Genomic DNA, 23,435 nt, shown 5'->3' on the forward strand with positions numbered 1-23,435 from the left:
CGTCGCACCGCAGGGCGGTGCCGGTGCGCCATCCCGGTTTGGTCTTCCGGGCGTGCCCGGTCCGCTGCGCTGCTTCGCGGGCGGCGAGCAGCGCCTGGCGGGCGAGGTCGACACCGGAGGACTGCGGGGTGCTGGTCATCAGGCCACCACCCCGGCGATCTGCTGGACCATGTGCCATCGGCACAGGCGGCGCAGCGGCAGGGTCCCGCGCGTACACGGCGCGCCCTGCTCCTGGCCCTGGCAGGTCCGCGGACCGGGTTCCTCGACCGGCTCAACCGGGGCGGGCGTCCCGGCGCGGGGCAGGGCGGGCGCCGGAACGACCGCGACGGTCCGGGGCACGGAGGCGGCGCCGGCCATGAAGATCCGCGCGTCGCGTTCGCCGCACGTTCCTCGCTCCGGGCCCTCCACGGTCCGCCGGGCCGGGGTGTCGGCAGGCCGGGCGGCCATGGTTTCGAGGCCGCAGTCGCCGCACCGGCCGGACGGACCCGGGCGGGTGCCGTGCTGGAGGCACAGTCCGGCGGCGGCACGGCGGCACGGCGGGCGCGCTCGCGGGCGGGGGCCTTGTCCTGGACGATCTCGGTGCACAGCTCGCAGGCGGTGCGGGTGCGCCAGATGGTGCCGGACTCGCAGTCGGCGTAGCCGCAGCCCAGCGAGGCGGGGCCACCCCGAGCAGCCGCCGGCCCGGGTCACTGATCTGGTCCGACATCGTCCCGGTCAGCCGGGCCGTCGGCCGGTGCCGCAGGCGCTCGGCGCTGGTACCGGCGGCGATCTGGCGGCCGACCTCACGGGCGATCTGCCGGGCGACGAACGCGTTGGTCACCTGGGCCAGGAGGTGGTGCACCGGCTCCGGCACGGCGTAGATCTCCGGGCTCATCGCCAGCCGCGGACCGGTGTACGACGAGCCGCAGCCGCAGCCGCAGCCGCAGCCGCAGCCGCAGCCGCAGCCGCAGCCGCAGCCGCAGCCGCCCCCGGTCCCGCTGCCGCGGTTCTCGACCACCGGCTTCTTCGACGAGGGCTGGGTCCTCCCACCCGCGCGAAGCGCGAGACCGGGCTCGCCACGGCCAGCGGCAGTGTCGTCACCGGCCGGGTTTCCACAGGCCCAGCACCCATACTCACCTGTGCCTCGCCTACGGTGGAGGAGAAGAGCGCTCGCCCGTCATCGGGTGAGTCAGTCCTGGGTGAATCCTCATTCGCGAGGGATCCCGCACCAACCGGGAACCCGATCCCTCGTCGACTGCCCTCAGCGAGGTCGTGCCGCACCACAGGCCCCGGATGCCGGCCGCACGACCGGGACGGGTCCAGGTCACCTCGTTGCGCGGCGCGTCGACCCGGAATCCGAGGACATGCTCGATGAGCATGGCGATCGGGGCGAGCGCGGACCAGCCGCAGAAGTCGGGGCGGACGATGTACTGGTCGTCCTTGCCGGTCGACGGCGCGGCGAGGTCCGGCGCGTACGCCTCCCAGATCGTCGACGGGCTGTGATCGGCGTAGGTCCGGGCCATGTGGTCAAGGAGTCGGCGTGCGGCGCGGGCCGCCACGGCGCCGTGCCCGGCGTCCGAGAGTGCCCGCGCACTCATGTAGGCCAGCGGGATCCACACCCCACCGCGCCAGTAGTGCCCCGTGCCCCGGAACGCCGTGTCCTCGCGTGCCACCGAGGGCCATGGCACGTCACCGCCGAAGACGGCCTCGTCCTCCAGCGCGGCGGCCAGCTTCGCCGCCTGCTCCGGGCCGGACGCGCCGGCGAGCAGCGGCCAGTACGCGGCCGGTGTCTTCACCCGGTGGAAGTTGAACGGGGCAGTGGAGGCGCGGTCGAAGTACATCCCCGCCTCCGGATCCCAGAAGTCCTCGACCAGCTTGACCAGTTCGGCGTGACGGGCCGAGAAAACGGCCGCGAGGCCGTGGTCCCCCACGAGCTCGGCGAGCCGGGCGATGCTCCGCGCCGAGAGCGCCTGCTGCGCTGCGGCGTCGAACCAGAGGATGTCACCGTACGTGCCGCCCTCCCCCTGTTCAGTGGCCCGAGCCGTGTTGTCCATGCCGCTGCATACGCCGTTCCAGAGGTAGCCCCGGTCGGTGCGTTCGACGGTGGTGGGGACGACGCTGTACGGGAAGAGAGATCCCGGCCGGACCGTGTCGAAGAAGGCGAAGTGCTGCTGCAGGTAGCCCCGTTCGAGGATGCGGGCCACCCGCGCGAGGTCGCCCGTGTGGCGGACGTACTCCTCCTCGGACCAGGCGAACAGCGATGGATTGTCGGGATGCTGGACGGACACCGAGGACTCGGCGCCGTCGTACATCACCCCGTAGAAGTTCTCCAGGCTCTCGATGCCGGGGAACCTGCCGGGCGCGTACTTGCAGAAGTGCGCCATGAAGCAGGTGTCCCAGATCCAGATGGTGTCCGGGTCGAAGCCCTCGTCCATGTACGGCGACTGCGCGACGCCCTCGCGCTCGACCACGTGGTCCCAGGCCATCGCCCATGCGGCCCAGTAGAGCTTGATCAGGTGGGGGGCCGAGTCAAGGACCGGCTCGGGAATGCCGGAGCGGTCGAACGGTATCGGGGCAGCCGATGTCATGCCCAGATCCTTGCCCTGTAGTCGTTTTCACCCCGGTTGCCCTCGGCGTCTTTGCCGACGGGGGGCGGTTGTTCGGAACGGGATGGACGGGAGCGGAACCCATCGCGGAATAAATAACTTCGCCCAGTATTGATTCCCGGGGGTGGCCAACCGCGTGGCAGCGAGGGATCCGACAGTGCCGAACTCCAGTACTTCTCACCCTTGCTGACCAGGCGTCACCCCAACTCGGGTTCCGGCTCAACTTCTGTGAAGCCGAGCTGATTCCCGGCTTCCGAGGGCGAAGGTTCTGGTGAACCGGCAGGTCAGCAGTTTGCTCCCAGCAGGTCCCGGACCGGGGAGGCGCAAGTTCACAGAAGTTGAGCCAGAACCAGGACTCGTGCTCAAAGCCAGACGCCATTGCGGCGGCGCAACGCAACCACCCATCTGGCCTTCGGGGTTATAGTTCCAGGCAGCGTCGCGTGCCGGTGGCGGATGGATCGTCAGGCATGGAGGCGTCGTATCGAAAGGTGGCTACGGCCATTCCCACCCCGATTGCACAGAGGATCACGCTTTACCCCGCCGAGGAGCGGTTCCCCGGCCCCCGACCCGCTGTCCTCGTCCTGCCAGGCGGCGGCTTCCGGGAACTTCCACCGCACGAGGGCGAAGGCTACGCACGCTGGCTGTCCGGCCTCGGCATCCACGCCTTCGTCCTGTCCTACCGGCTGCTGCCGGACCGGTTCCCGGCCCCGCTCGAAGATGCCCGGGCCGGGTTGGACCACATCCGCAACGGTGACCACGGCCTCGACGTCGGCCGGGTCGGCGTCATCGGATCGAGCGCGGGCGGCCAACTCGCCGGCCTGCTCATGACCGGCCAGGTTCTGTCCATCGAGGAAGGTGTCGCCGACCCGCCCCGACCGGACTTCGCGATCCTGGCCTACGCGCTGGCCGACCTCGACCTGCTGCCGCCGCCGGTGGTCGAGAACCTGCTCGGCGACCTGCTGCCCATCAGGGACGAGCTGTCCCCGGCCAAGCATGTGGACGCGTCGGTGTGCCCGACCTTCGTATGGGCCACCGCTCAGGACCCGCCGGGCCTGCCCAACGCCCTGGAGTGGACCCGGGCACTGGCGGCCGCCGCGGTACCGGTGGAGTTGCACGTCTACCCGGGCGGCAGCCACGGCATCGGCCTCGCCGACGGCGTGGAATACGGTGGCGAGCCGCACAAGTTCATTGCGCGCGAGCCGCACACCGCGTCCTGGACGACCGCGTGCGCGGCCTGGCTGCGACGGGAGGGCGTCCTTGCCGACTGATCGCGTCACCGCCTGGGGCGAGGAACTGCAGCAGGTGCACGGCAAGCTGCGCAATGCGTTGGCGCTGGCGCGGGCAGGACTGGATGGCGGCGACCCCGCCGACGCCGCCACCGACCTGCTGTTGTTCTGCCACGGCTTCTGCGCCGCCCTGTCCGGCCACCACCGTGCCGAGGACGGTTCGCTGTTCCCGGAACTGGTACGGGTGCGACCCGACCTGGCACCGGTGGTCGCGAAGCTGACTCAGGACCACAACATGCTCGAGCACCTCATCGGTGGATTGCAGAAGGCGGTGGCCGACTCGACCGACCCGGAGGTGGCACATCGCCACCTGGACGGGATCGAGGCGGTCATGGAGACGCACTTCAAGTACGAGGAGAAGCAACTGGGAGCGGTACTGGACGGCATGGATGCCGACTTCGACCGCACCGAGATCTTCGGCCCGATCACCTGAACCGCGTCCCGTTCGCGCCGCCCGCCGGCGGCGCGAACGGGAATCCACCCGGGTCCGAGAGGAACCACCACCGCCTCGCCCGGGTCCTGAACCACGACCGCCGAGGTTTCGGTGACGCGGTGAGACGGACCCGCGTCACGAACCCGGACGGGGCGCGGCCGAGCTCGACGAGCCCGCCCGCGGCCCGGGGAGCACACGGTTCGGACCCGGACGGCCTCTCCTCGTCAGCTGCTGCGCAGGACGCGGCGGCGACGTGGTTCCAGAGTGCTCGGGACGGAGCACGGCAGCCACCGGCGAGCGGCACGGTTGCCTCCCGGGGCGGGAGGTACGCCGCCGCCGGGGCATCCGCCCTCAGATCTGGTCGGCCGAGGCCAGGCCGGACTGCCAGGCCCAGGCCGCGATGCCGACCCGATTGCGGACGGCCAGCTTGCGCTGGAGGTTGGCCACATGGGACTTGACGGTGGCGAGTGAGATGAACAGTTCCTCTCCGATGTCCACGTTCGACAGGCCCCCGGCGACCAGCACCGCGACCTCCTCCTCGCGCGGGGTCAGCGGCTCGACGGGTGGGTTCCCGTCCTGACCGACCGGGGGGACGAGCCGGTGCAGCATGCGTGCGGTGATCTGCGGGCTGATGAGCGCGTCGCCGGACATCGCCGCACGCACCGCCTCGACCAGAAGCGTCGGTCCGGAGCGTTTCAGCAGGAAGCCCGAGGCTCCGCCCCGGAGCGCGGCGTGTACGTACGCGTCGAGGTCGAAGGTGGTGACCACGACGACCCTGACGGGCGGGTCCGCCCCGGGGCCCGCGAGCCGCCGGGTCAGTTCGAGACCGTCCAGGCCCGGCATCCGGATATCCGCCAGCAGTACGTCGGGACGCAGATGCCGGGCGGCATGGAGCGCGGTGACGCCGTCCGAGGCCTCGGCGATCACCCGCATGTCGGGTTGGGCATCGAGGACGAGGCGGAAGCCGGCGCGGACGGCTTCCTGATCGTCCGCCAGCAGAATCCGGATGGTGCCGGAGGTGGTCATACGACGGTCTCCTCGGGAGTCACGCCTCGCGCGGGGCTCGTTCGCGCGTGCGGGTCCGCCGCCGGTGGTGCACCGGCGGGCAGCGGAAGAGTGGCTGTGACCCGCCAGCCCGCGGTCCCGTGCGGTCCCGCGGTCAGCGAGCCGCCGAGAGCTTCGGCCCGGTCGGTGAGCCCGGACAGTCCGAGGCCGCCCCGAGCACGATCCGGAGGCAGGGACGCCCGTGGGGCGGCTCCGGCCCCGGCCGTGTCCGTGACGGTGATACGGAGAGCGGTGACGCCCCGGTACGGCACCCGCCGGGCGGTGATGTCGACGACCGCGGCGGCGGACGCGTGGCGGCGGATGTTGGTGAGGGATTCCACCACGATCCGGTAGCCGGTCGCGCTGACCTCCCCGGGCAACCCCTCCAGCGCGTCGCCGGTCACGTCGAGACGGGCCTGAACGGTGCCGGTGCGAGTGAACCGGGCTGCCAGCTCGGTCAGTTCACCCAGGTCACGCCGCCGATGCCCGGAGCGGTCGGAGCCATCCGCGCCGGGGAGCCGCCCGGCAGGCGGGACGAGGACACCGCTCGGCACCGCCGCATCCCGGTCACGGCCCCTGTCGTGGCCTTCGCCCTGGCCTCCGTCTCGGCCCCAGTCCTGGCCCCCGTCCCGGCCTCCGTCCCGGCCTCCGTCTGTGTTGAGCATCCATACCGTACGGTCCATCGCGGCCAGCGCCTGCAGGCCCGCTTCCTCGATCCGCGGCAACAACTCCACGGCCCGCGCAGGGTCCTGCCGTGCCAGGAGCCGGGCCGCCTGGACGAGCACCACCACTCCCATGACGTCGTGCGCCGCGAAATCGTGCAGATCACGGGCGACTTCGAGACGCTGGTCGCGACGCTGCTCCGCGAGGGCCCGGCGTCTCCTGGAGTCCTGGGCGCGCAGATAGCCGCCCAACGCGACGGCGCCCGCCGCCAGCAGCGACCAGAGCAGACACAGCACCGCGGTCTCCGCCGGCCCCGAGGGCGGAGTCAGATGCGGGCCGATACGCAGGGGCAGCGCCCCGATCGCCCCACCTTGCACGGCGGTGTACGCGATTACCCCGGCCGTTCCGCTCGTCCGACGCACCGTCGGCACCAGGAGCGCGAGCAGCGCGAGTGTCTCCAGCACCCACCACCAGCCCGTGGCGTCGACGACCGGCCCCCGGTAGCACGCCGTCACCACCCCGGAGCAGACGGCGGCGGCGGGCCCCAACCACCGACGGGCCGACCGGCGCCGGGGCAGACGGACTGCCGCCGCCAGCGCCGCACCGGTCGTCAGCAGCCCCACGGCGACGATCGTGACGCCCGTGGCAGGCCCGGTCGTCCAGGCGGCAGCGGCCACGCCGAGGAGCAGAAGGCCGCCGAGCACGCGCAGTTGGGGCAGGTACCGATCGCTCATGATCACCGACCCTATGAGACGGGGCGGTGAATCCGGGCGGCGGCCCGGGACCGGGGCCGGTCCCGCCCGGTCCGCCACGGCCCGGTTCAGTCGCGCTCGGTCCACCACGGCCGGGTTCCGGTCAGGCTCCGCAGCGTGTTGGTCGCGCAGTGCACCTCGCCGCCGACGGTGCCCCGGTGGTGGGAGTAGGCCCAGTCCTCCACCCAGGAGATGCGGGTGCCGGTCCGGCTCAGGGCCTGCTCGGCAGCCTGCTCGAAGACGTCCCGGCCGCCCGCCTCCGGCGCGTGCTGACGCGGCGCCAGATAGACCCCGGTGCCGGTACTGACACCGTTGGCCGCGCCGGGCAGGTAGTTGGCGACCAGGTCCCGGCGCGGATAACCTGCGGGCACATCAAGCCTGTTGAAGAGGGCCGGGACACGCACGATGTCACGATCCGTCAGCCCGGTCTGATCGCGCAGGGTGCGCAGGGCGGCGTCGATGCCCCGTTCGGCGATCTCGGTGCCACGGGTCAGGGACGGCTTGCGCAGCGCGTCGGCGACCGTGAGACCGGGGTCCTCGGTGTCCTTCGCGGCGACCCCGCGAACCAGCGCCCGACCGCCCCCTCCGTGCTTCGCGAGGTCGCTCAGCAGGTTCCGGCCGAGGACGGGGTCGGCGACGACCGCCACCCAGCCCCGGGCGTTCCGGGCCGGGACGAAGGAAAGGAACTCGTCGATGTGGCCGACCCCCAGCCAGCTGGTGTCCACTGCCACAGGCCGCTGATAGCCCTGCGCGGCGAGCATCCGGACGAAGGACGGATCGGGGGATTCCAGGCCCCCGGTCCCGCCGTAGACGACCCGCCCGACCGGGTAGCGGCGGCCGCGCCAGGTGTACGGCGGGAGGGTACCGAAGTTCCCGGTGGAGCTGAAGGAACCGTAGTACTGGCTGTCGTCGCTGCCGACCCGCCGGGGGTCGTACTGCTGGATCACTCCCGTACCGGGGCCGCGCAGCAGCGGGAAGGCACTCCGTGAAGCGTCCCTCAGAGGGAACTCGCGTGTGGCCGTGCCCGGCATCACGTCCGCGGACCGCACGACGACAGTGACGCGGTGCTCCCGGCCGCCGGGAGCGGGAATGGAGGCGTAGGCGGTTTTGAACAGGTCCTGCATCCAGACGTCGCCGCCCGTGGGGTAGTTGTACAGAGGGGCGGGCAGCCCGGCCCGGTCGAGGCCGCGTCGCAGGTCGCGGCGGAACGCGGCCTCTCCGGGGTGTACGGGCCGCGGCTGCATGGCGGGGTCGTAGCGCTTGCCGCGCTCCACCTCGGCCGGCCCGGTGGTGTGGTCGGCCGTCATCAGGCTTCGTATCGGCATCAGGTCGTGCTCGAACACCAGCGGCGCGACCCGGAGCCGTACTCGGTCCTCAGCGGTGACACCACCACGATCGACCTTCAGGGCGAGGTCGGTGAAGCCCGCCCACTGCTCGGGGTCGCGTACGAAGTCCCGTGCCTCGACGCCCAGCGCGACGCCGTGGCGCAGCTCGCCGGTGGTCAGCCGGTCGCCGGGCCCCAGCAGGACCATACGGCCACGGCGCTCGGCGAAGATCCGGACGCGGTCCCGGGAGGCCGGGTCGGTGGTGACGGTGGCGGTGGTCCCGGCCTCGGCGTGCGGATCGGCGGTGATGCGTACCGGGGCGAGGTCGGCCAGGTCGGCCGCGCCGTCGACGACGGAGTTCGCCGCGTCGTTGCAGGCCACGAGGTGGTCATCGGGCAACCGCGCTCCGGTGGGGCCTGCGGCGGGGCAGCGCCGCTGGTCGTCGTCCACGTTGGGCAGCATCAGCGCACCACGGCCGCGGGTCCACACGTCCTTGCCGGGATCGTCGTCGGCGGTGACACGGCCGTCCCGGTTCGTGTCCGCCCGGATGACCGGTCCGAGCGGCGCGGCGTGCGCCGGACGCCCCGGAAGCAGTCCGGACATGACCATGAGCAGGGCCGCGCCGAGTACGCCCGTGCTCGCGGGCACCGGACGGCGGCGTCGGTGGCGAGGGCGCCCGACGGGGCGGGCACCGGAGATGGGCAGGGAGCTTTCGTCGTCCATGGCCCCACTCTCGGCGGGGCGCCGACCGCCGGACATCCGCCGGATGGCCGGTTCCCGCCCGATGAACGGGTAACGTCTCATCCTTCCGGCGGGGTTGCCCGACCGAGGCCGGTCCGGACCACGGTGCTTCCGAAAGCGCGGGGGCGCTCCGTGCGCGTCGTCCACCGCACGGCGACGTGGTCCCCGGTCGACGACTTCGCGCCGGAGGCGGAGTTCCCGTAGTACGTCCACCGCCATGTCCCCGACCCGGTGGCCTTCACCGTGGTCCTGAGCTCCCCGGTCCTGTTCGACGTCACTTTCTTGACCGTCGTGTACGAGGAGGCGCCCGCCGCCTTGAACTGCAGGCTGACCGTGCGGCCCGCGTACCCCTGGTACGTGTGGGTGTCCCGGTTCGCCCGGGTGACCCGCCCGGTCACGGTGATCGTCCGCTTACTTGTCCAGGACCAAATCCCGACCGACAACGACGGGCGGCGAATCCGACCGACTGCCGGGTGCACCGGCCCACTTGCCTGCCGGCCTGCCCCCACGGGTGGGCCGGCAGGCCCGCTGGCTCCGACGGGTTCTCCACCGTGGTCAGGTGTGGTTGGGGGAGTGAGGGAAGGCGCCCGCGAGGTCGGGCAGCACGTTGCGCAGCACGATCTCCAGGTGCCCGAACGGTTCGAAGAACGCTGCGACGAGGCCGCTGTTCCACTGGTACAGCGCGAGCGCGGCGGCGGAGTCACTGGTGCACGAGGTCAGGTAGGGGTTCAGTCGGGCGGGGCTGATCAGCGCGATGCCGGCCTTGTCGTCGGCCGGCTCGATGCTGTTTGGGCGGCCCTTGTACGTGCAGGGAACAACTGGTTCAGGTCTCAGGGGCATCGCTGCGAGTGTCTCGATCCGGGCGTCGGAACAGCAGCTCTTCGCGGATGAGCACGGCGAGGCCGATGACCGTGGCAGGCGAGCATGACCAGCCAGGCAACGGCCTGCCACATCGACAATCGGACAGGTCCCGGAGGGCCCATCGGGTCGTGGTCGTCGTGGACACCGCCTGCGGCGGCCCTCCAGCTCCCCGACCTGCCCGGCGGCCCCTGTACGACAAGAACGCCACCGACAACGGGTAAGACCGGCCGACGCCCACTGAACCCGGGGGCAGCGCTGGTCAGCGGCCCGGGTGCATCACAAGGAGAGCAGGCTTTGCGCTGGGCCGGAGCAGCCGGAACGCCCTGGCCGCCACCGGGCGGTCGCCGACCGGGAGATCTGACGGGAGCGCGGGGGGCTCTTGGCCGGGTTCTGCGGCACGTGCCACAGTGATCAGCGTCTCCGTGCAGAATGTGCGCCATGGCGGACGCAGCAGCACTGTACGGGCTGATCGGGGCAGTCGGTGGAGCCGTCGTTGGTGCAGGGGGCGCAGTGTTCGGACCATTGCTCCTGCACCGTCGGCAGGCGGCGGAGCGGCAGGAGGCGCTGCTGCAGCAGGAGGAACGGGAACGTGCGCAGCAGCGTCGTGAGGAGGATCTCCAGCGGCGTCAACAACAGTTCGAGTTCCGAGTGGCCGAAGCGGAAAGGCGGGCAGCTGCGGAGCGAGAGCGGGTCGCCGAGAGAAACGCCCGACAGTTGGCCGTGACGGAACGCTTGATACGCATGCGCTCGACCACGCGTGCATGGCATCTTCTCCTTCTGGACACTTTCGGCGAGTTGAGGCGCGGCCGGTCCGTTGACGCTGAGGCCTTCTCCGAGGAATGGCACGCTGCCAGGGGTGCAGTCGACGATGCTTTCGACGAAGCACTCCACGACGGCCTCTGGTTTGCGCACGCGGGCTCTGCCCGAATGCTGATAGGCCGCGGCTCGATGGGACGTGCCGTATCAGCAAACGATCACGGGATCGACGTGACCACCCTCGGTGCGGCCCTGTCGTCTGCGACCTACACCATGACCGACTGCGTGGAGGCCGGGTGTCCGTTGCCTGAGGACCTGGCCGCGCAAGCGGAGACCACGCTGCTCCACCTCAACGCCGCCCGGGAGTCACTCGGCGCGTACATCGTCGGCCGACTGGCCGCGCTCGGCGTGGAGGTGGAGCACCGTCAGGAGGGGAACGAAGGGGATGGCTGAGCAGGGCCTTCACGGAGCTGTCGGCTCCCGATCACGTACAGATCAACGGCTGCAAGCGGCACCTTGTCGTGGACACCGAGGGCCTGCCGCTGTTCGTCATGGTCACCCCGGCCGACACGACCGACGGCAACACGGCCGAGGAAGTGCTGCTCCGGCTGCGGCTGATCCATCCTGGGATCACCATCGTCCGGGCCGGATCCGCCCATGCCGGACAGCTCGTGACCTGGGCGAATACCTGCCTGAACTTGAACGATCAAGCCCGTCGGCCGCCTGAAGGACGCTTCCGGTTTCGCCGTTCTGCCCCGGCGTCGGGCCGTCGAACGGTCACACGCCTGGGGCATGCACGCCCGCCGACACGCGCGACTGCGAACGACTTGTCCAGCGCTCGGAACCACTCGTCACCTTGGCCGCGATCACGCTCATGACCAGGCACGTCACCCGTCGAAGCTCCCGCAGGAGCAATCGGCCGGACACTCGCGAAGCCCACCGGGATTGACCGGACGACGGTCACGGTCACCGCCGCCCGGAAGCCTCCCGATTCCCCGGGCCCGGGTCGAATCCTTCCATCACCACCCGAAGGCCGTCAGCGGAACCGCTGATGTCGCCGCCGGAGCAGCCCGAGCCCGCCCCGTTCGAATCCTGATCCGGGCAAACGGTCGGCCGAGGTTCGGACACAGGTGCTGACGCGCCCCTGAACGCGCAGGTCAGGCCGTTTTCTTGGGCGGTTGCGCGGGACGTCCGCTTTGCCGCGTCCCCGACCGACTCGCGAGGCGGTGCACGCGGACTGGTCAGGCGACTTCGTAGGATCGGCGGACTCTGCCGAGATTCCCCGCACGCAGGTCCTCATCGCGGATCCAGAAGGAGATGTTGACGATCTCGCCCCAGTTGTTGACGGCTTCGGCCTCCAACTGGAGCAGGGGGCGATGGCCTTTGGGCCTGGGGGTGTCCGTGCTGTCGCACCAGCCGAGCAGACGGTGACGCGGAGCGGGACAGCGAGTGGACAGGGCTTCATAGAAGTCGAGCATGGCGATGACGCCACGATCAGCCGCCGGATCAACCTCCCGGTCCGCCAGGGTGGGCACCGACGGGAGGGCAAGCGGCTCCAGGGGCAGGGCAGGGACGGCATCCGTGAGATTGTCTCCGGGCTGATGCCCGAGGTGCTCGGCCGGCACGTGCACGACTCGGCAGCCGTCGTCTCCGAGATCGAAGCTGAACTCGGCAACGAACTCATCGTCGTGGAAGAAAAGCAAGTGCCCGTCCCCGGGCAGCATCCACTCCTTCCCGAGAAGCGGCCCGACCCGGCTGCAGTCCAACTGCGCGAGAAGAACCATCGGGCGTCCGCGATAGCAGGGCCAGTCGAATTCGTCGGTGCTCCGAGGCCGGCCTCCGATCGAGCATCCGGTCTCACGCCCGACCGTCCCGACGACAAACCCTACGGACGGCCTCACCAGGCCGGTGAGGAGGTCAGCTGCCGCAGAGTCCAAGCGCGTACGGATCAGCTCGTCGACGGCGGAGTACGGACTGCCCGAACCATGCTCTTGAAGCTCCATGGGCACCGAGTCTCCCACCTGTTCCTGGCACGGTCGTCGGGACGTCCATGACAGGGCTTCGGATCGGAACGGTGGTGCCGCTGGGCAGACCGGCGCACTTGGCAGGCGTCCAGGAAGGTCCGCAGCTGTTCGGCGTTGGCGGGCGGACCGCGGCGTCTGATGATGCGCCACGCAGCGGCGCGCGGGATGCGCGCCCGGTCTCCGTCGGGGCGGACGAGGCCGCTCAGGGGCGGCGTGCCGGCCCGCTCGTACTCCGAGGCGAGCGCGGCGCCGAGGTCCCACACGCTGCGGAGTCGGCCACCGTGCTCGTCCACTTCGGCTGCGAAGAAGGCCGTAGAAGCAGTACGGGAGGCGGCCCGGCGCGAAGCCCGCCTGCCCGTCTGCACCAGCTGCGGGGGCGAAGTTCACCGACGAAGATGGTGTCGGCGACATTCCGGCCGTCCGCACGCGGACCCGGGCCGTCGCCCGTTTCCTGGACCGCGCCGCCGTCCTGCACACGGACGGGGAGGCCGGCCTGCGTGCCACGTACGACCGTCATGCCGCCGGGCCCGCCCGGAACCTGATCACAGCCTGCTTCGGAGAAGACCGGGGTGGCCCCTTGAGGACGCCGACCATGACCTGGCCGACTACCTCACCGGCGAACCATGCAAGGACGCACAGCGGCTTGTCGAGGACGCCCGTCCGGTGGGCCCGCGCGCTGCCCGACCCGTACGCGGACAACGCCACCGCCCTCGTGGTGCGCGTCGCCTGAAGAACTCGGCCCGACCCGCTTCCCGGGCGGAGCCGGGTCACACCGGGAGGCGTGACCAGCGCGCCGATCGTCGTGTGCCGGCCCTCCATCTCGGATGGTCGGCGGGGCACCGTGCGCACACAGCAGCGGCCAGGACGAGAGCCTCGGCACCGCCTACGGCGACCACGACCTGGTCGTGGTCCTCGGGGACGCCGGAGTCGACGTCCCCGAATCCGTTTTGGACGATCCGCAGTGGGTGGAGTGGCGCGACGGTCCCGCCCACGAGTTCAGCGCAGCCTGACGTCCGGGAGTCCGGGAGTCCGGGAGTCCGGGAGCTCGGGAGCTCGGGAGTCCGGGAAAGGCGGGCAGGGACTCCCCGCCCGCTTCTCCTGCCAGTCGATCAGGCTGTGCAGTCCGATCATGCAGCCCCCGGTGGTGAGGGCACCGGCGAGCGTTGCCTTGAGGGGCAGGACTTCTCGGTGAAGAAGGTCGGCACGCCACGACTGCTTCGCGTTGGCACAGATGCGGCCCGCGTGTAGGGGTTCAGTTGTTGTCGGCGGTGGTGCGTGGACCGCGGAAGCGGGCTTTCTTCGCGCGGTTGCCGCAGATGTTCATCGAGCACCAGCGACGGTTCTGGCCCTGACTGGTGTCGACGTAGAGGCCTCGGCAGTCGGGGTTCTGGCAGGCCTTCACCTGGCCGCGTTGGGGGCCGCCGAGGAGGGTGACGGCGTCGTGGGCGATGCGGCTGAGCGCGCCGCGCACGTGGTGTCCGGTGATGGGCTGCCAGCGCAGCCCGGTCCCGGTGAGTTCGGGGCAGAGCTGCTCGTCGTGCAGGAGCCGGTTGAGCACTGCTCGATCCGTCTTGGTCGTCGGCTCGTCGTGGGCGATCGCGGTGCCGATGCGATGGATCGCCTCACGGAGCCGCTGGGCCAGGTCGAGGTCTGCGGGGGTGGCGTGTTCGCTGCCGACGGCGATGTCGTTGGCGGCGAGCCAGTCATCCAGCCGTCCCGGATCGGGCAGCCGTTCAACTGGGTTGCCGTGCCGATCGCTGAGGGTGGCGGTGAAGCGGAACGCGAGTTGCTCGTTGTCGAGCCGGAACATCGGGCGGTTCGCGGCGGTGGTGCTCGGGGCAGCGGGATCGGTCATGGAACCACTTTAGGTGGTTCCACTGCGGGGTGGCATGTATGGTGGAACCGGTTCAGATGGTTCCAGTCTGGAAGGTGGATGTGATGACCGATGTGACCGTGGTCGGTACCGGCGGTATGGGGGCGGCGATTGCCCGGAATCTGGTGCGGGCCGGATACCGGGTGGCGGCGTGGAACCGGGACCGTGCTCGGCTCGCACCGCTGGTGGATGCGGGGGTGGTGAGGCTGGAGCAGCCGGGCGAGGTGTTCTCCTCGCCGGTGGTGTTCTCGGTGCTTGCCGACGATGCCGCGGTAAGGGAGGTGTTTTTCGACAGCGGCTTGCTCGATGCTGCGCCGTCGGGGGTGGTGCATGTGAATCTCGCGACGATCAGCCCGGCGCTGGCGGAGGAGGCGGCGGCGATCCATGCGGATAAGGGGGTCGGGTATGTGGCTGCGCCGATGTTCGGTGGGGTGCCGGTCGCAGTGGCGGGCAAGCTCAATATCGTCAGTGCTGGGGCGCCCGAACTGGTCGAGCGGGTGAGCCCGCTACTGGAAGCGGTCAGTGCTCGTGTGTGGCCGGTCGGTGATTCGCCGCAGCAGGCGAACGTGGTCAAGGTCGCCGGCCAGGTGCTCATCGCCTCGGCGATCCAGTCGATGGCCGAAGCCGTTGCTATTGGTGAGCGGGGCGATGTCGATGCCAAGACGCTGGTGGAGCTGTTCACTTCGACGATCACACCGGGCCCGGTGTACACGAACTACGGCGGGCTCATCGCTCGCCAGGCATACTCCCCGGCCGGGTTCACCCCGGTACTGGGACGCAAGGACGTCGACCTGGCCCGCAGCCAGGCCGCGTCGACCGGGCTCGGGCTCCCGGTGGCCGATCTGCTCTCCGAACTGCTCACCGACGCGATCGAGGCGGGGCACGGGCAGGATGACTGGGCCTCGCTGGCCGACATGCAGCGCCACCGCGACCTCGGCGAGGCCGGCCAGTGACCACAGGAACACACGCGACCACCATGTCCGGACACGTTCAACGCGTGGGGTTGCCGTGGGCGGCGCTGCTGGCGCTGGCCGCGGCGGGGTTCCTCGCGATCTTCACCGAGACCATCCCCGCCGGACTCCTCCCACAACTCTCGGCAGGGCTGGGGATCTCTGAACCCGCAGCAGGGCAGTTGGTCACGCTGTACGCGATCGGGTCGGTGCTCGCTGCGATCCCGCTCGTGGCCGCGACCCGACGGGTGAGCCGGAAGAAGGTGCTGCTGGCCGCGGTGCTCACGCTGCTGGTGTTCAACACCGTGACTGCGCTCGCGCCCGGGTACCCGCTGATCCTGGTGGCCCGGTTCATCGCCGGTGCGGCCGCCGCGCTCGTGTGGGGTGTGCTGGCCGGGTACGCCCGCCGCCTCGTCCCGCCCGCCCAGCAAGGACGCGCGCTCACCGTCACAGGGATCGGCCAACCCGTCGCGCTGGCCGCCGGAGTCCCGCTGGGGGCACTCGCCGGCTCGCTCGTGGACTGGCGGTGGGTGTTCGCCGCGATCTCGCTGGCCGCGGCCGGCCTGGCCGCGTGGATCGGCGCCGCCGTGCCCGATGTACCCGGCCAGGCACCGTCGGCGCATCTGCCGCTGCGGCGTGTGGTCCTGCTGCCCGGTATCCGGGCGGTGCTGGTCGTCGCACTCGCGTGGGTGCTCGCGCACAACATCCTCTACACCTATATCGCGCCCCTGCTCGTTCCGACCGGCCTGCGCCTCGACATCGGGCTCGCGATCTTCGGCATCGCCTCCTTCATCGGGATCACCGCCACCGGCCTGGTCATCGACCGGGCACTACGAGCAACCGTGCTCGGTGTGCTCACCCTCATGGCCACAGCCGGCCTCGCCCTGGCCAACCCGATCATTGGAGCCGTGCTGATCGCTGTCGCGATCGCGGTCTGGGGCCTCGGCTTCGGCGGCGCGCCCGCGCTGCTGCAGACCGCCCTGGCCGACCGGGCCGGCGAGCACACCGACGCCGCCCAGTCCGTATTCGTGACCGTGTTCAACCTGGCGGTAGCCGGTGGTGGCATCGTCGGCGGCGCGATCCTGGCAACCCACGCGAGCGCCCCCGCCCTGGCCTGGACCGCACTCGGCCTGACCATCGCAGCGTTCCTCGTCGTCGTCGCCCGAGCACAGGCATTCCCGGCCACACGCGCAGAAACATGACATGCTCACCCCTGGAACCTGGTGTTCCGGGACGGGCAGTCCGCGGCCTGGCCGCAGGCTGAGGTCCTGCCCGGCGTCACGATGCAGATCGTGATCCGCCGATCCGCCGATCCGCCAACTCGACGGGCTCGGAGCGCTCCGGCTGACGAAGGAGATCCGCAGAGGCGAGCACGACGGGCGTCTCGTGGCTGCCGTGATGAACTCGTGGCCGCCCGGTATCCCTGTCGCACGCATCGGGGACCGGCCGCGCACGCCTAGGAGCCGGCAGCGGCCGCGTGATGTCCGATGAGGCCTACCGGGCTCTCGCGGACTGCGGATGGGACAGCGAACTGTCCGCGACACGCCGTCGGGACTTCACCCTCGCGGTCAGCACGAGCGACACCGCGAACGCCAGAACCAGGGCATCGGCGCAGAGGAAGGGCGGTTGTGCCGCGCTGTACCCCGCGACGAGGGCGGCTCCTCCGAGCCATCCGGCGGCGGCGATGCCGATGTTGAACGCGGAGCTGTTGACCGCGAGGGCGAGGTCCGGGGCGATGCCGTCCGACCTGGTCGCGCCCCGGGCGTTCAGGGGCGCGAAGGTGGAGAAAGGAGGCGAGCCCGACCAGCGCAAGGCCCGCCACCACGCCGGCTGAGCTCCCGCCGATCAGCCCGGCGACGACGGGCGCGACGGCCGCCGCGCCCGTCGTGAGGGCGAGAGCGCGGCCGAGTCCGTGGTCGGCGAGCCTGCCGCCGATGATGTTGCCGGCCAGGCACGTTGCTCCGTAGATGAGCAGGAGCGGGCCATGGCCCGGTCATCGACGCCGACGCTCGTCAGGAACGGCAGCGTGAACGCGGGCAGGGGCATCGCGCCAAGGCCGACCAGCGCGGTCATCACGATCCCGCCGATCACGGGCGCACGGGCGAGGGTGCGCAGGGAACGCCAACCGGTCTCATCGCGCAGAGCGGTCGTCGGGGAACGCGACGAGCACGATCAGGAGCGCGAGTCCGCTGAGCGAGGCGATGAGGGCGAACGACCACTGCCAACCCGGAGTCTCGGACAGCACGTTGCCGACGGGCATCCCGATCACGGTCGCGACGCCGAGCCCCGGGGTGATCCGTGCGACGGTGCGTCCACCCTCGCCCTTCCGCGCGAGGCGCAGCGCGGTCAGCATGAGCGCGACGTGCACCGGCGTGGGCATCGCCCCGGTGGCGATCGACAGGGGTGCCCGGGTCATCGGCACGGCCTTCCCCTGGGACCACGACTACCTGCGCGTGCTCGACGCGCTGCCGATCCACCTGTGTTGGGGCAGGGCTCCCCCCGATCGGAGGAACCGCCCCGGGCTGCTGCAGCTCGGTTCCTCGTTGCCCCACCGTGATCTCTGCAGCACCTTGAGCTATCCTGCTCAGGATGACCCCTATAACTTGCACCTCCGCCGGAACGTAGCAAGTTTCAAGGGTCACGGCGATGTGGAGCGGCCCGCTGACGCAGCCGGTCCCATGCACGAAGGCCCAGCCCCGGGCGGCCACCCGGAACTGGGCCCATGCAGTCACCGAGCCCGGTCGACCATCTAGCGGCCGGGCTCGCTGCGTATACGGCGCCCGGCTGGTCCTACCACGCTTCGGGGTGAGCACTCGGTGTTTGCCGAGGGACTACCTCACCAGAGCGATGATCGCCACCACCAGACTTGCCGCCGCCAGGAAGACCTGCCATCGATCCGGCTCAGGCCACCGGCTCCTGCCGCGCTTGTCGTATTGGTCGCTGCTCATCGACACCACCTGCACTTTCTCCTCCCGGTCCGGCACTCAGGCGTGTGGGTCCCGGAGGTCCGCGAACTGGCGGCACACACCGCTCAGTTGCAGGAGGATCCTGTGAGGCAGGACTACAGTACCTTGCTTTCGAAGGATGGGTCTTGCCTAGGCAAGGCATTGCTCCCGATACCACCTACGGAAAATTCCATTCGAAGGACAAGTGGTGGTGAGTCTCTCGCAATCACACGCAGTGACCCACATCTGCCTGGGAAGTTGCGACGCAAATCGTTTTGAAGCGATCTGCCGCGGACTCCGGAGCCGCTGACCGACGATCGGGCCCGCCCCAGGCCCTGCTGAGCAACTGTCAGCAGCCCCGACCACTGCAGACCACGGCCTCATCACCCCTGGTGAGGCCGCGCGATATCGCCAGCCGACCTCGGCTCCCGCCCACCTCCGGGTGCGCCGGGAGCAGCCGCAGGGATGGGTCTGGTGTCGGGATTCCGTGCAGGGCCGTCGACTGCCCCGGGCCGCCGTCTCGCTGCTCTGCTCCGGGCTGCTTCGCCGGTGCCTGATGGCACCGGTCTTCTGTCCTTGACGCTTCTCCTCCGGCAGGCCTGGGGCAGCGGACGAGGGCGAGGCGACGATGACGGTTGCACCCGTTCAGCAGGCCGACGTGTTCGGTGTCGCCTCACGGGCTTCGACGAGGGCTCGCTGCCTGATGCTGCCGAACAACTGCATCGTGGTGGCGGACAGGACGTCGTCCCTGCCGATGGTCCGCCTGTCCCCACTGCGAACGGACAGGACCTGGAGGGAATCGTCGAGGGGCGGGAGCGTGGCCGGTTCGCCCGGCATCACCAGGGCGACCGAGCCGAAGCGTTTCACTCCGCCCTCGCGGACGACCATGGCCGTGTCCCGGGCGAGGTCCGTCAGGAACACGCTCGCGATTCCGTCCAGGTCGCGGACCATCGCGGGGACGGCCGTCACCCCTCGGCTCCGCAGCAGCCTCTTGACCCCGGACTCGAACCTGTGGGCACCGACCACGGCGCTTGGTTTGCGAGACCTGCTGCGCCTGGGAGGGACCACAACGACTCCTTCGGCGTCGCGCACGACACCGGTCAGACCCTTGAACGTCGGGCTGTGCTCATACCACGTGGCCCCCACCTCGACCTCGACGTTCCGGTCGATTGCCGAGATGAGGTCCCCGGGTATCAGCTTCTTCCGGGCCTGCTCCGCCGCGGCTCTCCTCGCGCCGTCGATGATCTCCGTCAGCACTGTCCGAGTCACCGACGAGGCGGCCCACGTGGCCGACCGTGAGATGTGCATCGGGGTCACGTTCCTGAACACCGCCTTGACGAGAGAAGGCTTGAACGGTGAGACCTCCCTGAGCGAAGCGGTCCCGGAACTGCTGTGCTCAGGGTGTGTGGGCTGTGCGGTCATCGGAAGAAACGCTCCCTGCTGTCGGATTGTCAGAGACCTGCACTTCACCACGCAGATCCGCTCTCTTCCCATCCTCCCTCGAAGTTTCGACTTCGCCGCATGGCCGCCTTGCTGAGCCGGTGTGCCGGGCTGCGGGGCCAGTCGGCGGTGTCCGGTGGTGTGCCGTCGAGGCAGCTCTGGAAGGTGCTGTCACGTTGCGGAGCATGTGAGTGCCTGACGGCATGCCGGGGACGGTGGGACAGGGTTCCGGCCCGGGCTCAGGCCGCAGCAGGCAGAGTGGTCGCGCCGGTGACCTGATCCCAGATCGCGAAGCGGATGGCCGCCTCGGCGCGGTAGCGGGCGGAGGTCATCAGGTGGCGGCGGGGCCTGAAGCGGGGTGAGATGGCGCTGAAGGCGGACAGGAACCTTTGTACGGCGTCGGCGGAGCGGAAGCCCTTCATCGCCCGTTCGCGCTGCCGGGTGGGCTGGTGCGAGTTCTCCGTCCGATTGTTCAGACCCTTGTGGGAACGGTGCTCGGCGGAGGGCGTCGCCTCGCGGTGGGCCGTGGCGTAGGAACGGAGCTTGTCGGTGACCACCACACGCGGCACCGAGCAGATCTTCTTGAGCAGTGCGCGGAAGAAGCGCCGGGCCGCAGCGTTGTTCCGGCGGTCCTGGAGAAGGATGTCGAGCACGTTACCGTCGGCGTCGACGGCCCGCCACAGATACTTCTGCTCGCCGTTGGTCTTCACAAAGGCCTCGTCCAGGTGCCACTTGTCACCCGGCCGTGGCTGGTTTCGTCGCAACTCATTGGCATAGATCTGGCCGGACTCTGCGCACCACCGCCGGGTCGTCTCGTACGAGACGATCACGCCGACACGATCACCTGGCCGGCCGACGACAGCAGATGCGGTACCGTCCTGCCCTCGTCGTCCGACACCACCCAGGGCCCGGGCGGGCTTCAGGAACCTCCCGCGCAGCACAGGCCCAGCCGCTGCCGTCCAGGACGGCAGCCTCACCACATCAGGAGCCCGACGTGGGAGAACTTCTTCACCCGGAGAAGATCTGGCAAGGCGGGGCCTTCCCGCAGTTCGTCCACACGACGACGGGCAACGAACCCGTGCTGCTTCAGCAACCCCACGACCAACGGCATCCGTGCTCCCCAGGAGCGACAAGCACATCAGGCCACCACTCCCACAGGATCACACCCCCTACGCCTGACCAGCCAAATCGCCGTCCTCAGCAGTCCAATGCGGTTTCGATGCGTCCATGGTGGTGGATGGAGCCGAGCAGACTGAGTGTCATGCCCGTGAGCCATCGGTCGTTCACCCTCTCGGAAAGAGCCGGGGCCTCGGTCAGCCGAGGGATGGCGTCCTCTCCCCGGCCCAGGTTGAACGAACGCGGCGGATATGGAACCAACGAGGCTCCTGTGCTGATGAGTTGAGACGTCGAACACCTCTCTCAACGGCACGGGAGCCTCGTGCGTCGCGGCCCGCCGGCCCGTCACTCGATCAGCGGCCACTCTGAAAGAGCTCAGTGGACCCCATGTGTTTCTGATCGATAAGGGCTGTGACGGAATGGGTTCGCCCGGTTGCTGTTGATGTGAAGTGTTCGACGAAGCGGATGTGCTCGTGTGCTTCAGCGGTAGTCGGCCAAGCCGTCCGCGAGTTCTTCTTCGTCGCCGTCGCGGATGGCGTAGAGGGCTTGCTGCAGGGCGAATGTGCCGCGGATCGCGGCGATGCGGGCAAGGATTCCGTGGTTTGACCAGCTGCCCAGGGCGAGCACCCGCTCCAGGAGCTCACGGCCGTAGCCGGCACCGATGGCTGCGAGGTCCTCGGCCGGGTCACCGAGTGTGACATCGTCCCAGTCGAGTACGCCGGAGAGGTGCGGCAGGCCGTGCGTCCACTCCCACAGGACGTTTTCGGCACCGAGGTCGCCGTGCACCACTGCCCGAGTGACATGGGGAAGGCTGTCGAGTGCTGCGAGTTCCCGCTCGGCCCGTAGACGCCCGCTGTCGGACATGAGCTGGAACAGCTCCGCGCGCACGTTGTCCGCGAACCGCCGCCACCGGCTTTCCGCTGCCTGGGGGAGAACCGCTCGTACCGTCTCGTCGGTGCCGACGAGGGCCAGGGCGGACAGCAGTGTGACGTACTGGGCCGCCACGGTGTCGACCACTTGGGCATCGTTGAGTGCGTCGGACTTCAGCGGTTCTCCGGGAATGCGACTGAGTACCAGGAACGGCACCTCGTCGGCGCCGTGGGCGCTGCCCTGGAACAGGGGCTCAGGTGTGCGGAAGCCGAGGTCGAGGCCGGCGAGTGCGTGTAGGGCGGCCACCCGCTCGGGCAACCGGGCAGCCGCTGCCCGGGTACGAGGCAGGCACACGACGCGGTCCGAGCCAATGACCACGATGTGGAATTGTCCCTGACGTACTGCAAGGTCGTCCGGTTTGTCGTTGGGCAGCAGACGGCTCAGCAGAGCACGATGCGTCGTACGGATGCTCATGAGTGTGACCTTCGGATCCTTCGATGAGGCGGAGGCGATGTGCACAAAATGCTGTCAGGCCGCGCCAGCGAGCAGGCGTCCTCCCCAGCGAATGCCCTTCTCGCTGCGGATGCGGGCCCGTTCTCGACCGCGAGCGGCCAGGATTGTCGGGATGGCGGGCGTTGGCGTCGGCGTTGCGCCAGCGCAGGTAGCGGTGCAGGGCACGGGCCTGTGCGGGATGGCTGCGGTGACGCGAGTTGGCCAGGGTGAACTGCCGCAGCGGACCGAAGTGCGCCTCGACCGGGTTGGCCCAGGAGGTGCAGGTCGGGGGGAAAGCACGGCTCGACCTTGTTCTTCTTCGCCCAGCGGTGGATTTCCGCGCCGGTATGAGCGGAGAAGCTGTCCAGGACGAGGCGGATCGGGGCGCCATCGGGCCGGGCGACGCGGATCGACTTCGGCGCGGCCAGGCTGTTGGCGGTGCCCTTGCTGCGCCGGTTGACGCCCCACGGACGGTCGTCGCCCACGGAGTAGCAGCCGTGGAAGCAGGTGACGCCATGGGGGCGGTGGTAGGTCGCCGGAAGGCGGTCGGGGTTGCCCTGCTTCGCCCAGCAGGAGCCCGCGGTGGGCCGGATCCCCAGCGGCCCGGACTCGTCGAAGGCGAAGACCCGGCCCGGGAAGTGCTCCAGCACCCGCTCGATGCGGTCGAGCCCGGCGCCGCACTCGGGGGACTCCTTCCAGGTCTTGGCGCGCTGGAAAGCGATGCCACGGCACCGGAGCAGGCGTCCGTAACGCCTCGCGGCCGATCCGGATGACGCGTCCGTGCACGCGGCGCAGACAGGCGGCGAGCTTGTGGATCGACCAGCGGGTGAAGGGCTGGCCGAGTTCGGTCGTGCGGGTGGTGGCCGCCTGGATGACGAAGTCCTCGTCGTCAAGGGTGAGCAGGCGAGGACGGCCTCCCGCCCACTGAGGGTCCAGGCAGACCGGGCCGATCTCGTTGAACCGGTGGACCGCCTCCCGCACCGTGCCTTCGTCGGCCCGGACCGACTGGGCGATCACCGGTACGCGGTTTCCGCCGGCGGATGCCAGCAGCACCATCGCCCGGCGGCAGCGCACCGACCTGGTACCACCCCGGCGCGCGATCTGCTGCAGTTTCTGCCCTTCTTGGTCGGTCAGGCTGCGCCCCCGCACAGGCTCGGCCACCACACCTCCAGCGATCGGAACGGACGTCACCGCCCATCCAACCGCTCCAACTGCCAACCCGGCGAACCTATTCGGTCACAGCATCAGCCATTTATAAAAGCGCTGTTACATTAGCGCT

The 23,435-nt window shown here is 70.1% G+C and carries 20 protein-coding genes and 5 pseudogenes; 10 read left to right on the top strand and 15 right to left on the bottom strand.

Going from position 1 to position 23,435, the window contains the following annotated elements:
- Positions 1-138 precede the first annotated feature (138 nt).
- Positions 139-447 carry a hypothetical protein gene (locus ABZZ04_RS23675; RefSeq protein ID WP_356934194.1) on the bottom strand — a complete coding sequence of 103 codons (309 nt, stop codon included), beginning with the start codon at positions 445-447 and terminating at the stop codon, positions 139-141.
- 51 nt (positions 448-498) lie between these two features.
- Between ABZZ04_RS23675 and ABZZ04_RS23680 the strand changes: the two genes are divergently transcribed.
- Positions 499-639, top strand: coding sequence for a hypothetical protein (locus tag ABZZ04_RS23680; protein ID WP_356934195.1), 141 nt, complete (start codon positions 499-501; stop codon positions 637-639).
- Positions 640-1,127: 488 nt separating this feature from the next.
- Here the strand turns inward: ABZZ04_RS23680 and ABZZ04_RS23685 are convergent, their stop codons facing one another.
- Positions 1,128-2,567 carry a trehalase family glycosidase gene (locus ABZZ04_RS23685; protein ID WP_356934196.1) on the bottom strand — a complete coding sequence of 480 codons (1,440 nt, stop codon included), beginning with the start codon at positions 2,565-2,567 and terminating at the stop codon, positions 1,128-1,130.
- Positions 2,568-3,073: 506 nt separating this feature from the next.
- Here ABZZ04_RS23685 and ABZZ04_RS23690 point away from each other — a divergent pair.
- Complete coding sequence (locus tag ABZZ04_RS23690) at positions 3,074-3,853, top strand: alpha/beta hydrolase (protein WP_356934197.1); 780 nt, start codon at positions 3,074-3,076, stop codon at positions 3,851-3,853.
- A complete protein-coding gene (locus ABZZ04_RS23695; protein ID WP_356934198.1) occupies positions 3,843-4,304 on the top strand; it encodes a hemerythrin domain-containing protein in 462 nt (153 codons plus the stop codon). The genes ABZZ04_RS23690 and ABZZ04_RS23695 overlap by 11 nt, the downstream gene beginning before the upstream one ends.
- Positions 4,305-4,655: 351 nt before the next feature.
- Here the strand turns inward: ABZZ04_RS23695 and ABZZ04_RS23700 are convergent, their stop codons facing one another.
- The 5 genes and pseudogenes from ABZZ04_RS23700 to ABZZ04_RS23720 all read right to left on the bottom strand — a co-directional run bounded on the left by ABZZ04_RS23700 (position 4,656) and on the right by ABZZ04_RS23720 (position 9,669).
- Positions 4,656-5,330: a response regulator transcription factor gene (locus ABZZ04_RS23700; protein WP_356934199.1), complete on the bottom strand. Its 675-nt coding sequence runs from the start codon at positions 5,328-5,330 to the stop codon at positions 4,656-4,658.
- Positions 5,327-6,745 carry a histidine kinase gene (locus tag ABZZ04_RS23705; protein WP_356934200.1) on the bottom strand — a complete coding sequence of 473 codons (1,419 nt, stop codon included), beginning with the start codon at positions 6,743-6,745 and terminating at the stop codon, positions 5,327-5,329. Before ABZZ04_RS23705 ends, ABZZ04_RS23700 begins: the two co-directional genes overlap by 4 nt.
- A gap of 86 nt (positions 6,746-6,831) precedes the next feature.
- Positions 6,832-8,811 (bottom strand): protein-arginine deiminase family protein, encoded by a 1,980-nt coding sequence (locus tag ABZZ04_RS23710; protein WP_356934201.1) that lies wholly within the window; start codon positions 8,809-8,811, stop codon positions 6,832-6,834.
- Positions 8,812-8,888: 77 nt separating this feature from the next.
- Positions 8,889-9,239 (bottom strand): annotated as a pseudogene (locus ABZZ04_RS23715) (hypothetical protein); the annotation flags it as partial.
- Between the two features lie 145 nt (positions 9,240-9,384).
- On the bottom strand, positions 9,385-9,669 hold the full coding sequence (locus tag ABZZ04_RS23720; protein ID WP_356934202.1) for a hypothetical protein: 285 nt from the start codon (positions 9,667-9,669) through the stop codon (positions 9,385-9,387).
- A 459-nt stretch (positions 9,670-10,128) separates the two neighbouring features.
- Between ABZZ04_RS23720 and ABZZ04_RS23725 the strand changes: the two genes are divergently transcribed.
- Together ABZZ04_RS23725 and ABZZ04_RS23730 are read left to right on the top strand one after the other, a co-directional pair.
- Positions 10,129-10,899 (top strand): hypothetical protein, encoded by a 771-nt coding sequence (locus ABZZ04_RS23725; RefSeq protein WP_356934203.1) that lies wholly within the window; start codon positions 10,129-10,131, stop codon positions 10,897-10,899.
- Positions 10,900-10,940: 41 nt separating this feature from the next.
- A pseudogene (locus ABZZ04_RS23730) lies at positions 10,941-11,341 on the top strand (transposase); the annotation flags it as partial.
- A gap of 346 nt (positions 11,342-11,687) precedes the next feature.
- On the opposite strand, the gene ABZZ04_RS23735 reads toward ABZZ04_RS23730, so the two are convergent.
- Positions 11,688-12,449 (bottom strand): DUF1963 domain-containing protein, encoded by a 762-nt coding sequence (locus ABZZ04_RS23735; protein WP_356934204.1) that lies wholly within the window; start codon positions 12,447-12,449, stop codon positions 11,688-11,690.
- A 613-nt stretch (positions 12,450-13,062) separates the two neighbouring features.
- Here ABZZ04_RS23735 and ABZZ04_RS23740 point away from each other — a divergent pair.
- Together ABZZ04_RS23740 and ABZZ04_RS23745 are read left to right on the top strand one after the other, a co-directional pair.
- Complete coding sequence (locus ABZZ04_RS23740; RefSeq protein ID WP_356934205.1) at positions 13,063-13,200, top strand: hypothetical protein; 138 nt, start codon at positions 13,063-13,065, stop codon at positions 13,198-13,200.
- A 94-nt stretch (positions 13,201-13,294) separates the two neighbouring features.
- Positions 13,295-13,480 (top strand): hypothetical protein, encoded by a 186-nt coding sequence (locus ABZZ04_RS23745; RefSeq protein WP_356934206.1) that lies wholly within the window; start codon positions 13,295-13,297, stop codon positions 13,478-13,480.
- Positions 13,481-13,722: 242 nt separating this feature from the next.
- Here the strand turns inward: ABZZ04_RS23745 and ABZZ04_RS23750 are convergent, their stop codons facing one another.
- Positions 13,723-14,325, bottom strand: coding sequence for an ABATE domain-containing protein (locus ABZZ04_RS23750; RefSeq protein WP_356934207.1), 603 nt, complete (start codon positions 14,323-14,325; stop codon positions 13,723-13,725).
- Between the two features lie 83 nt (positions 14,326-14,408).
- Here ABZZ04_RS23750 and ABZZ04_RS23755 point away from each other — a divergent pair, with 83 nt between their 5' ends.
- Together ABZZ04_RS23755 and ABZZ04_RS23760 are read left to right on the top strand one after the other, a co-directional pair.
- Entirely contained in the window at positions 14,409-15,296 is an 888-nt protein-coding gene (locus ABZZ04_RS23755) for an NAD(P)-dependent oxidoreductase (protein ID WP_356934208.1), read from the top strand.
- A gap of 44 nt (positions 15,297-15,340) precedes the next feature.
- Positions 15,341-16,495, top strand: coding sequence for an MFS transporter (locus ABZZ04_RS23760; protein ID WP_356934209.1), 1,155 nt, complete (start codon positions 15,341-15,343; stop codon positions 16,493-16,495).
- Between the two features lie 292 nt (positions 16,496-16,787).
- On the opposite strand, the gene ABZZ04_RS23765 is transcribed toward ABZZ04_RS23760, so the two are convergent.
- Both ABZZ04_RS23765 and ABZZ04_RS23770 read right to left on the bottom strand, forming a co-directional pair.
- Entirely contained in the window at positions 16,788-17,105 is a 318-nt protein-coding gene (locus tag ABZZ04_RS23765) for a hypothetical protein (protein ID WP_356934210.1), read from the bottom strand.
- Between the two features lie 319 nt (positions 17,106-17,424).
- Positions 17,425-17,709 (bottom strand): MFS transporter, encoded by a 285-nt coding sequence (locus tag ABZZ04_RS23770; RefSeq protein ID WP_356934211.1) that lies wholly within the window; start codon positions 17,707-17,709, stop codon positions 17,425-17,427.
- Between ABZZ04_RS23770 and ABZZ04_RS23775 the strand changes: the two are divergent.
- Positions 17,660-17,767 (top strand): annotated as a pseudogene (locus ABZZ04_RS23775) (NADP-dependent oxidoreductase); the annotation flags it as partial. The gene ABZZ04_RS23770 and the pseudogene ABZZ04_RS23775 sit on opposite strands and share 50 nt — an antisense overlap.
- A 1,116-nt stretch (positions 17,768-18,883) precedes the next feature.
- Here ABZZ04_RS23775 and ABZZ04_RS23780 read toward each other — a convergent pair.
- From ABZZ04_RS23780 to ABZZ04_RS23795, 4 genes and pseudogenes are all read right to left on the bottom strand, one after another.
- Positions 18,884-19,660 carry a hypothetical protein gene (locus tag ABZZ04_RS23780; RefSeq protein WP_356934212.1) on the bottom strand — a complete coding sequence of 259 codons (777 nt, stop codon included), beginning with the start codon at positions 19,658-19,660 and terminating at the stop codon, positions 18,884-18,886.
- A 257-nt stretch (positions 19,661-19,917) separates the two neighbouring features.
- Positions 19,918-20,511 (bottom strand): annotated as a pseudogene (locus tag ABZZ04_RS23785) (IS6 family transposase); the annotation flags it as partial.
- 763 nt (positions 20,512-21,274) lie between these two features.
- Positions 21,275-22,138: a viomycin phosphotransferase gene (gene vph, locus ABZZ04_RS23790; protein ID WP_356934213.1), complete on the bottom strand. Its 864-nt coding sequence runs from the start codon at positions 22,136-22,138 to the stop codon at positions 21,275-21,277.
- A 54-nt stretch (positions 22,139-22,192) separates the two neighbouring features.
- Positions 22,193-23,317 (bottom strand): annotated as a pseudogene (locus tag ABZZ04_RS23795) (IS630 family transposase).
- Between the last annotated feature and the right edge of the window lie 118 nt (positions 23,318-23,435).

The organism is Streptomyces sp. NPDC006435, from assembly GCF_040612315.1.
In the GTDB taxonomy this organism is placed as follows: Bacteria; Actinomycetota; Actinomycetes; order Streptomycetales; family Streptomycetaceae; genus Streptomyces.

Bases quoted from the DNA above. Each gene is read 5' to 3' on its own strand.
- ABZZ04_RS23675 (WP_356934194.1), bottom strand. From the start codon at position 447: ATGGCCGCCCGGCCTGCCGACACCCCGGCCCGGCGGACCGTGGAGGGC.
- ABZZ04_RS23685 (WP_356934196.1), bottom strand. From the start codon at position 2,567: ATGACATCGGCTGCCCCGATACCGTTCGACCGCTCCGGCATTCCCGAG.
- ABZZ04_RS23700 (WP_356934199.1), bottom strand. From the start codon at position 5,330: ATGACCACCTCCGGCACCATCCGGATTCTGCTGGCGGACGATCAGGAA.
- ABZZ04_RS23705 (WP_356934200.1), bottom strand. From the start codon at position 6,745: ATGAGCGATCGGTACCTGCCCCAACTGCGCGTGCTCGGCGGCCTTCTG.
- ABZZ04_RS23710 (WP_356934201.1), bottom strand. From the start codon at position 8,811: ATGGACGACGAAAGCTCCCTGCCCATCTCCGGTGCCCGCCCCGTCGGG.
- ABZZ04_RS23720 (WP_356934202.1), bottom strand. From the start codon at position 9,669: ATGCCCCTGAGACCTGAACCAGTTGTTCCCTGCACGTACAAGGGCCGC.
- ABZZ04_RS23725 (WP_356934203.1), top strand. From the start codon at position 10,129: ATGGCGGACGCAGCAGCACTGTACGGGCTGATCGGGGCAGTCGGTGGA.
- ABZZ04_RS23735 (WP_356934204.1), bottom strand. From the start codon at position 12,449: ATGGAGCTTCAAGAGCATGGTTCGGGCAGTCCGTACTCCGCCGTCGAC.
- ABZZ04_RS23740 (WP_356934205.1), top strand. From the start codon at position 13,063: ATGACCTGGCCGACTACCTCACCGGCGAACCATGCAAGGACGCACAGC.
- ABZZ04_RS23745 (WP_356934206.1), top strand. From the start codon at position 13,295: ATGGTCGGCGGGGCACCGTGCGCACACAGCAGCGGCCAGGACGAGAGC.
- ABZZ04_RS23750 (WP_356934207.1), bottom strand. From the start codon at position 14,325: ATGACCGATCCCGCTGCCCCGAGCACCACCGCCGCGAACCGCCCGATG.
- ABZZ04_RS23755 (WP_356934208.1), top strand. From the start codon at position 14,409: ATGACCGATGTGACCGTGGTCGGTACCGGCGGTATGGGGGCGGCGATT.
- ABZZ04_RS23770 (WP_356934211.1), bottom strand. From the start codon at position 17,709: ATGACCCGGGCACCCCTGTCGATCGCCACCGGGGCGATGCCCACGCCG.
- ABZZ04_RS23780 (WP_356934212.1), bottom strand. From the start codon at position 19,660: ATGACCGCACAGCCCACACACCCTGAGCACAGCAGTTCCGGGACCGCT.
- vph (WP_356934213.1), bottom strand. From the start codon at position 22,138: ATGAGCATCCGTACGACGCATCGTGCTCTGCTGAGCCGTCTGCTGCCC.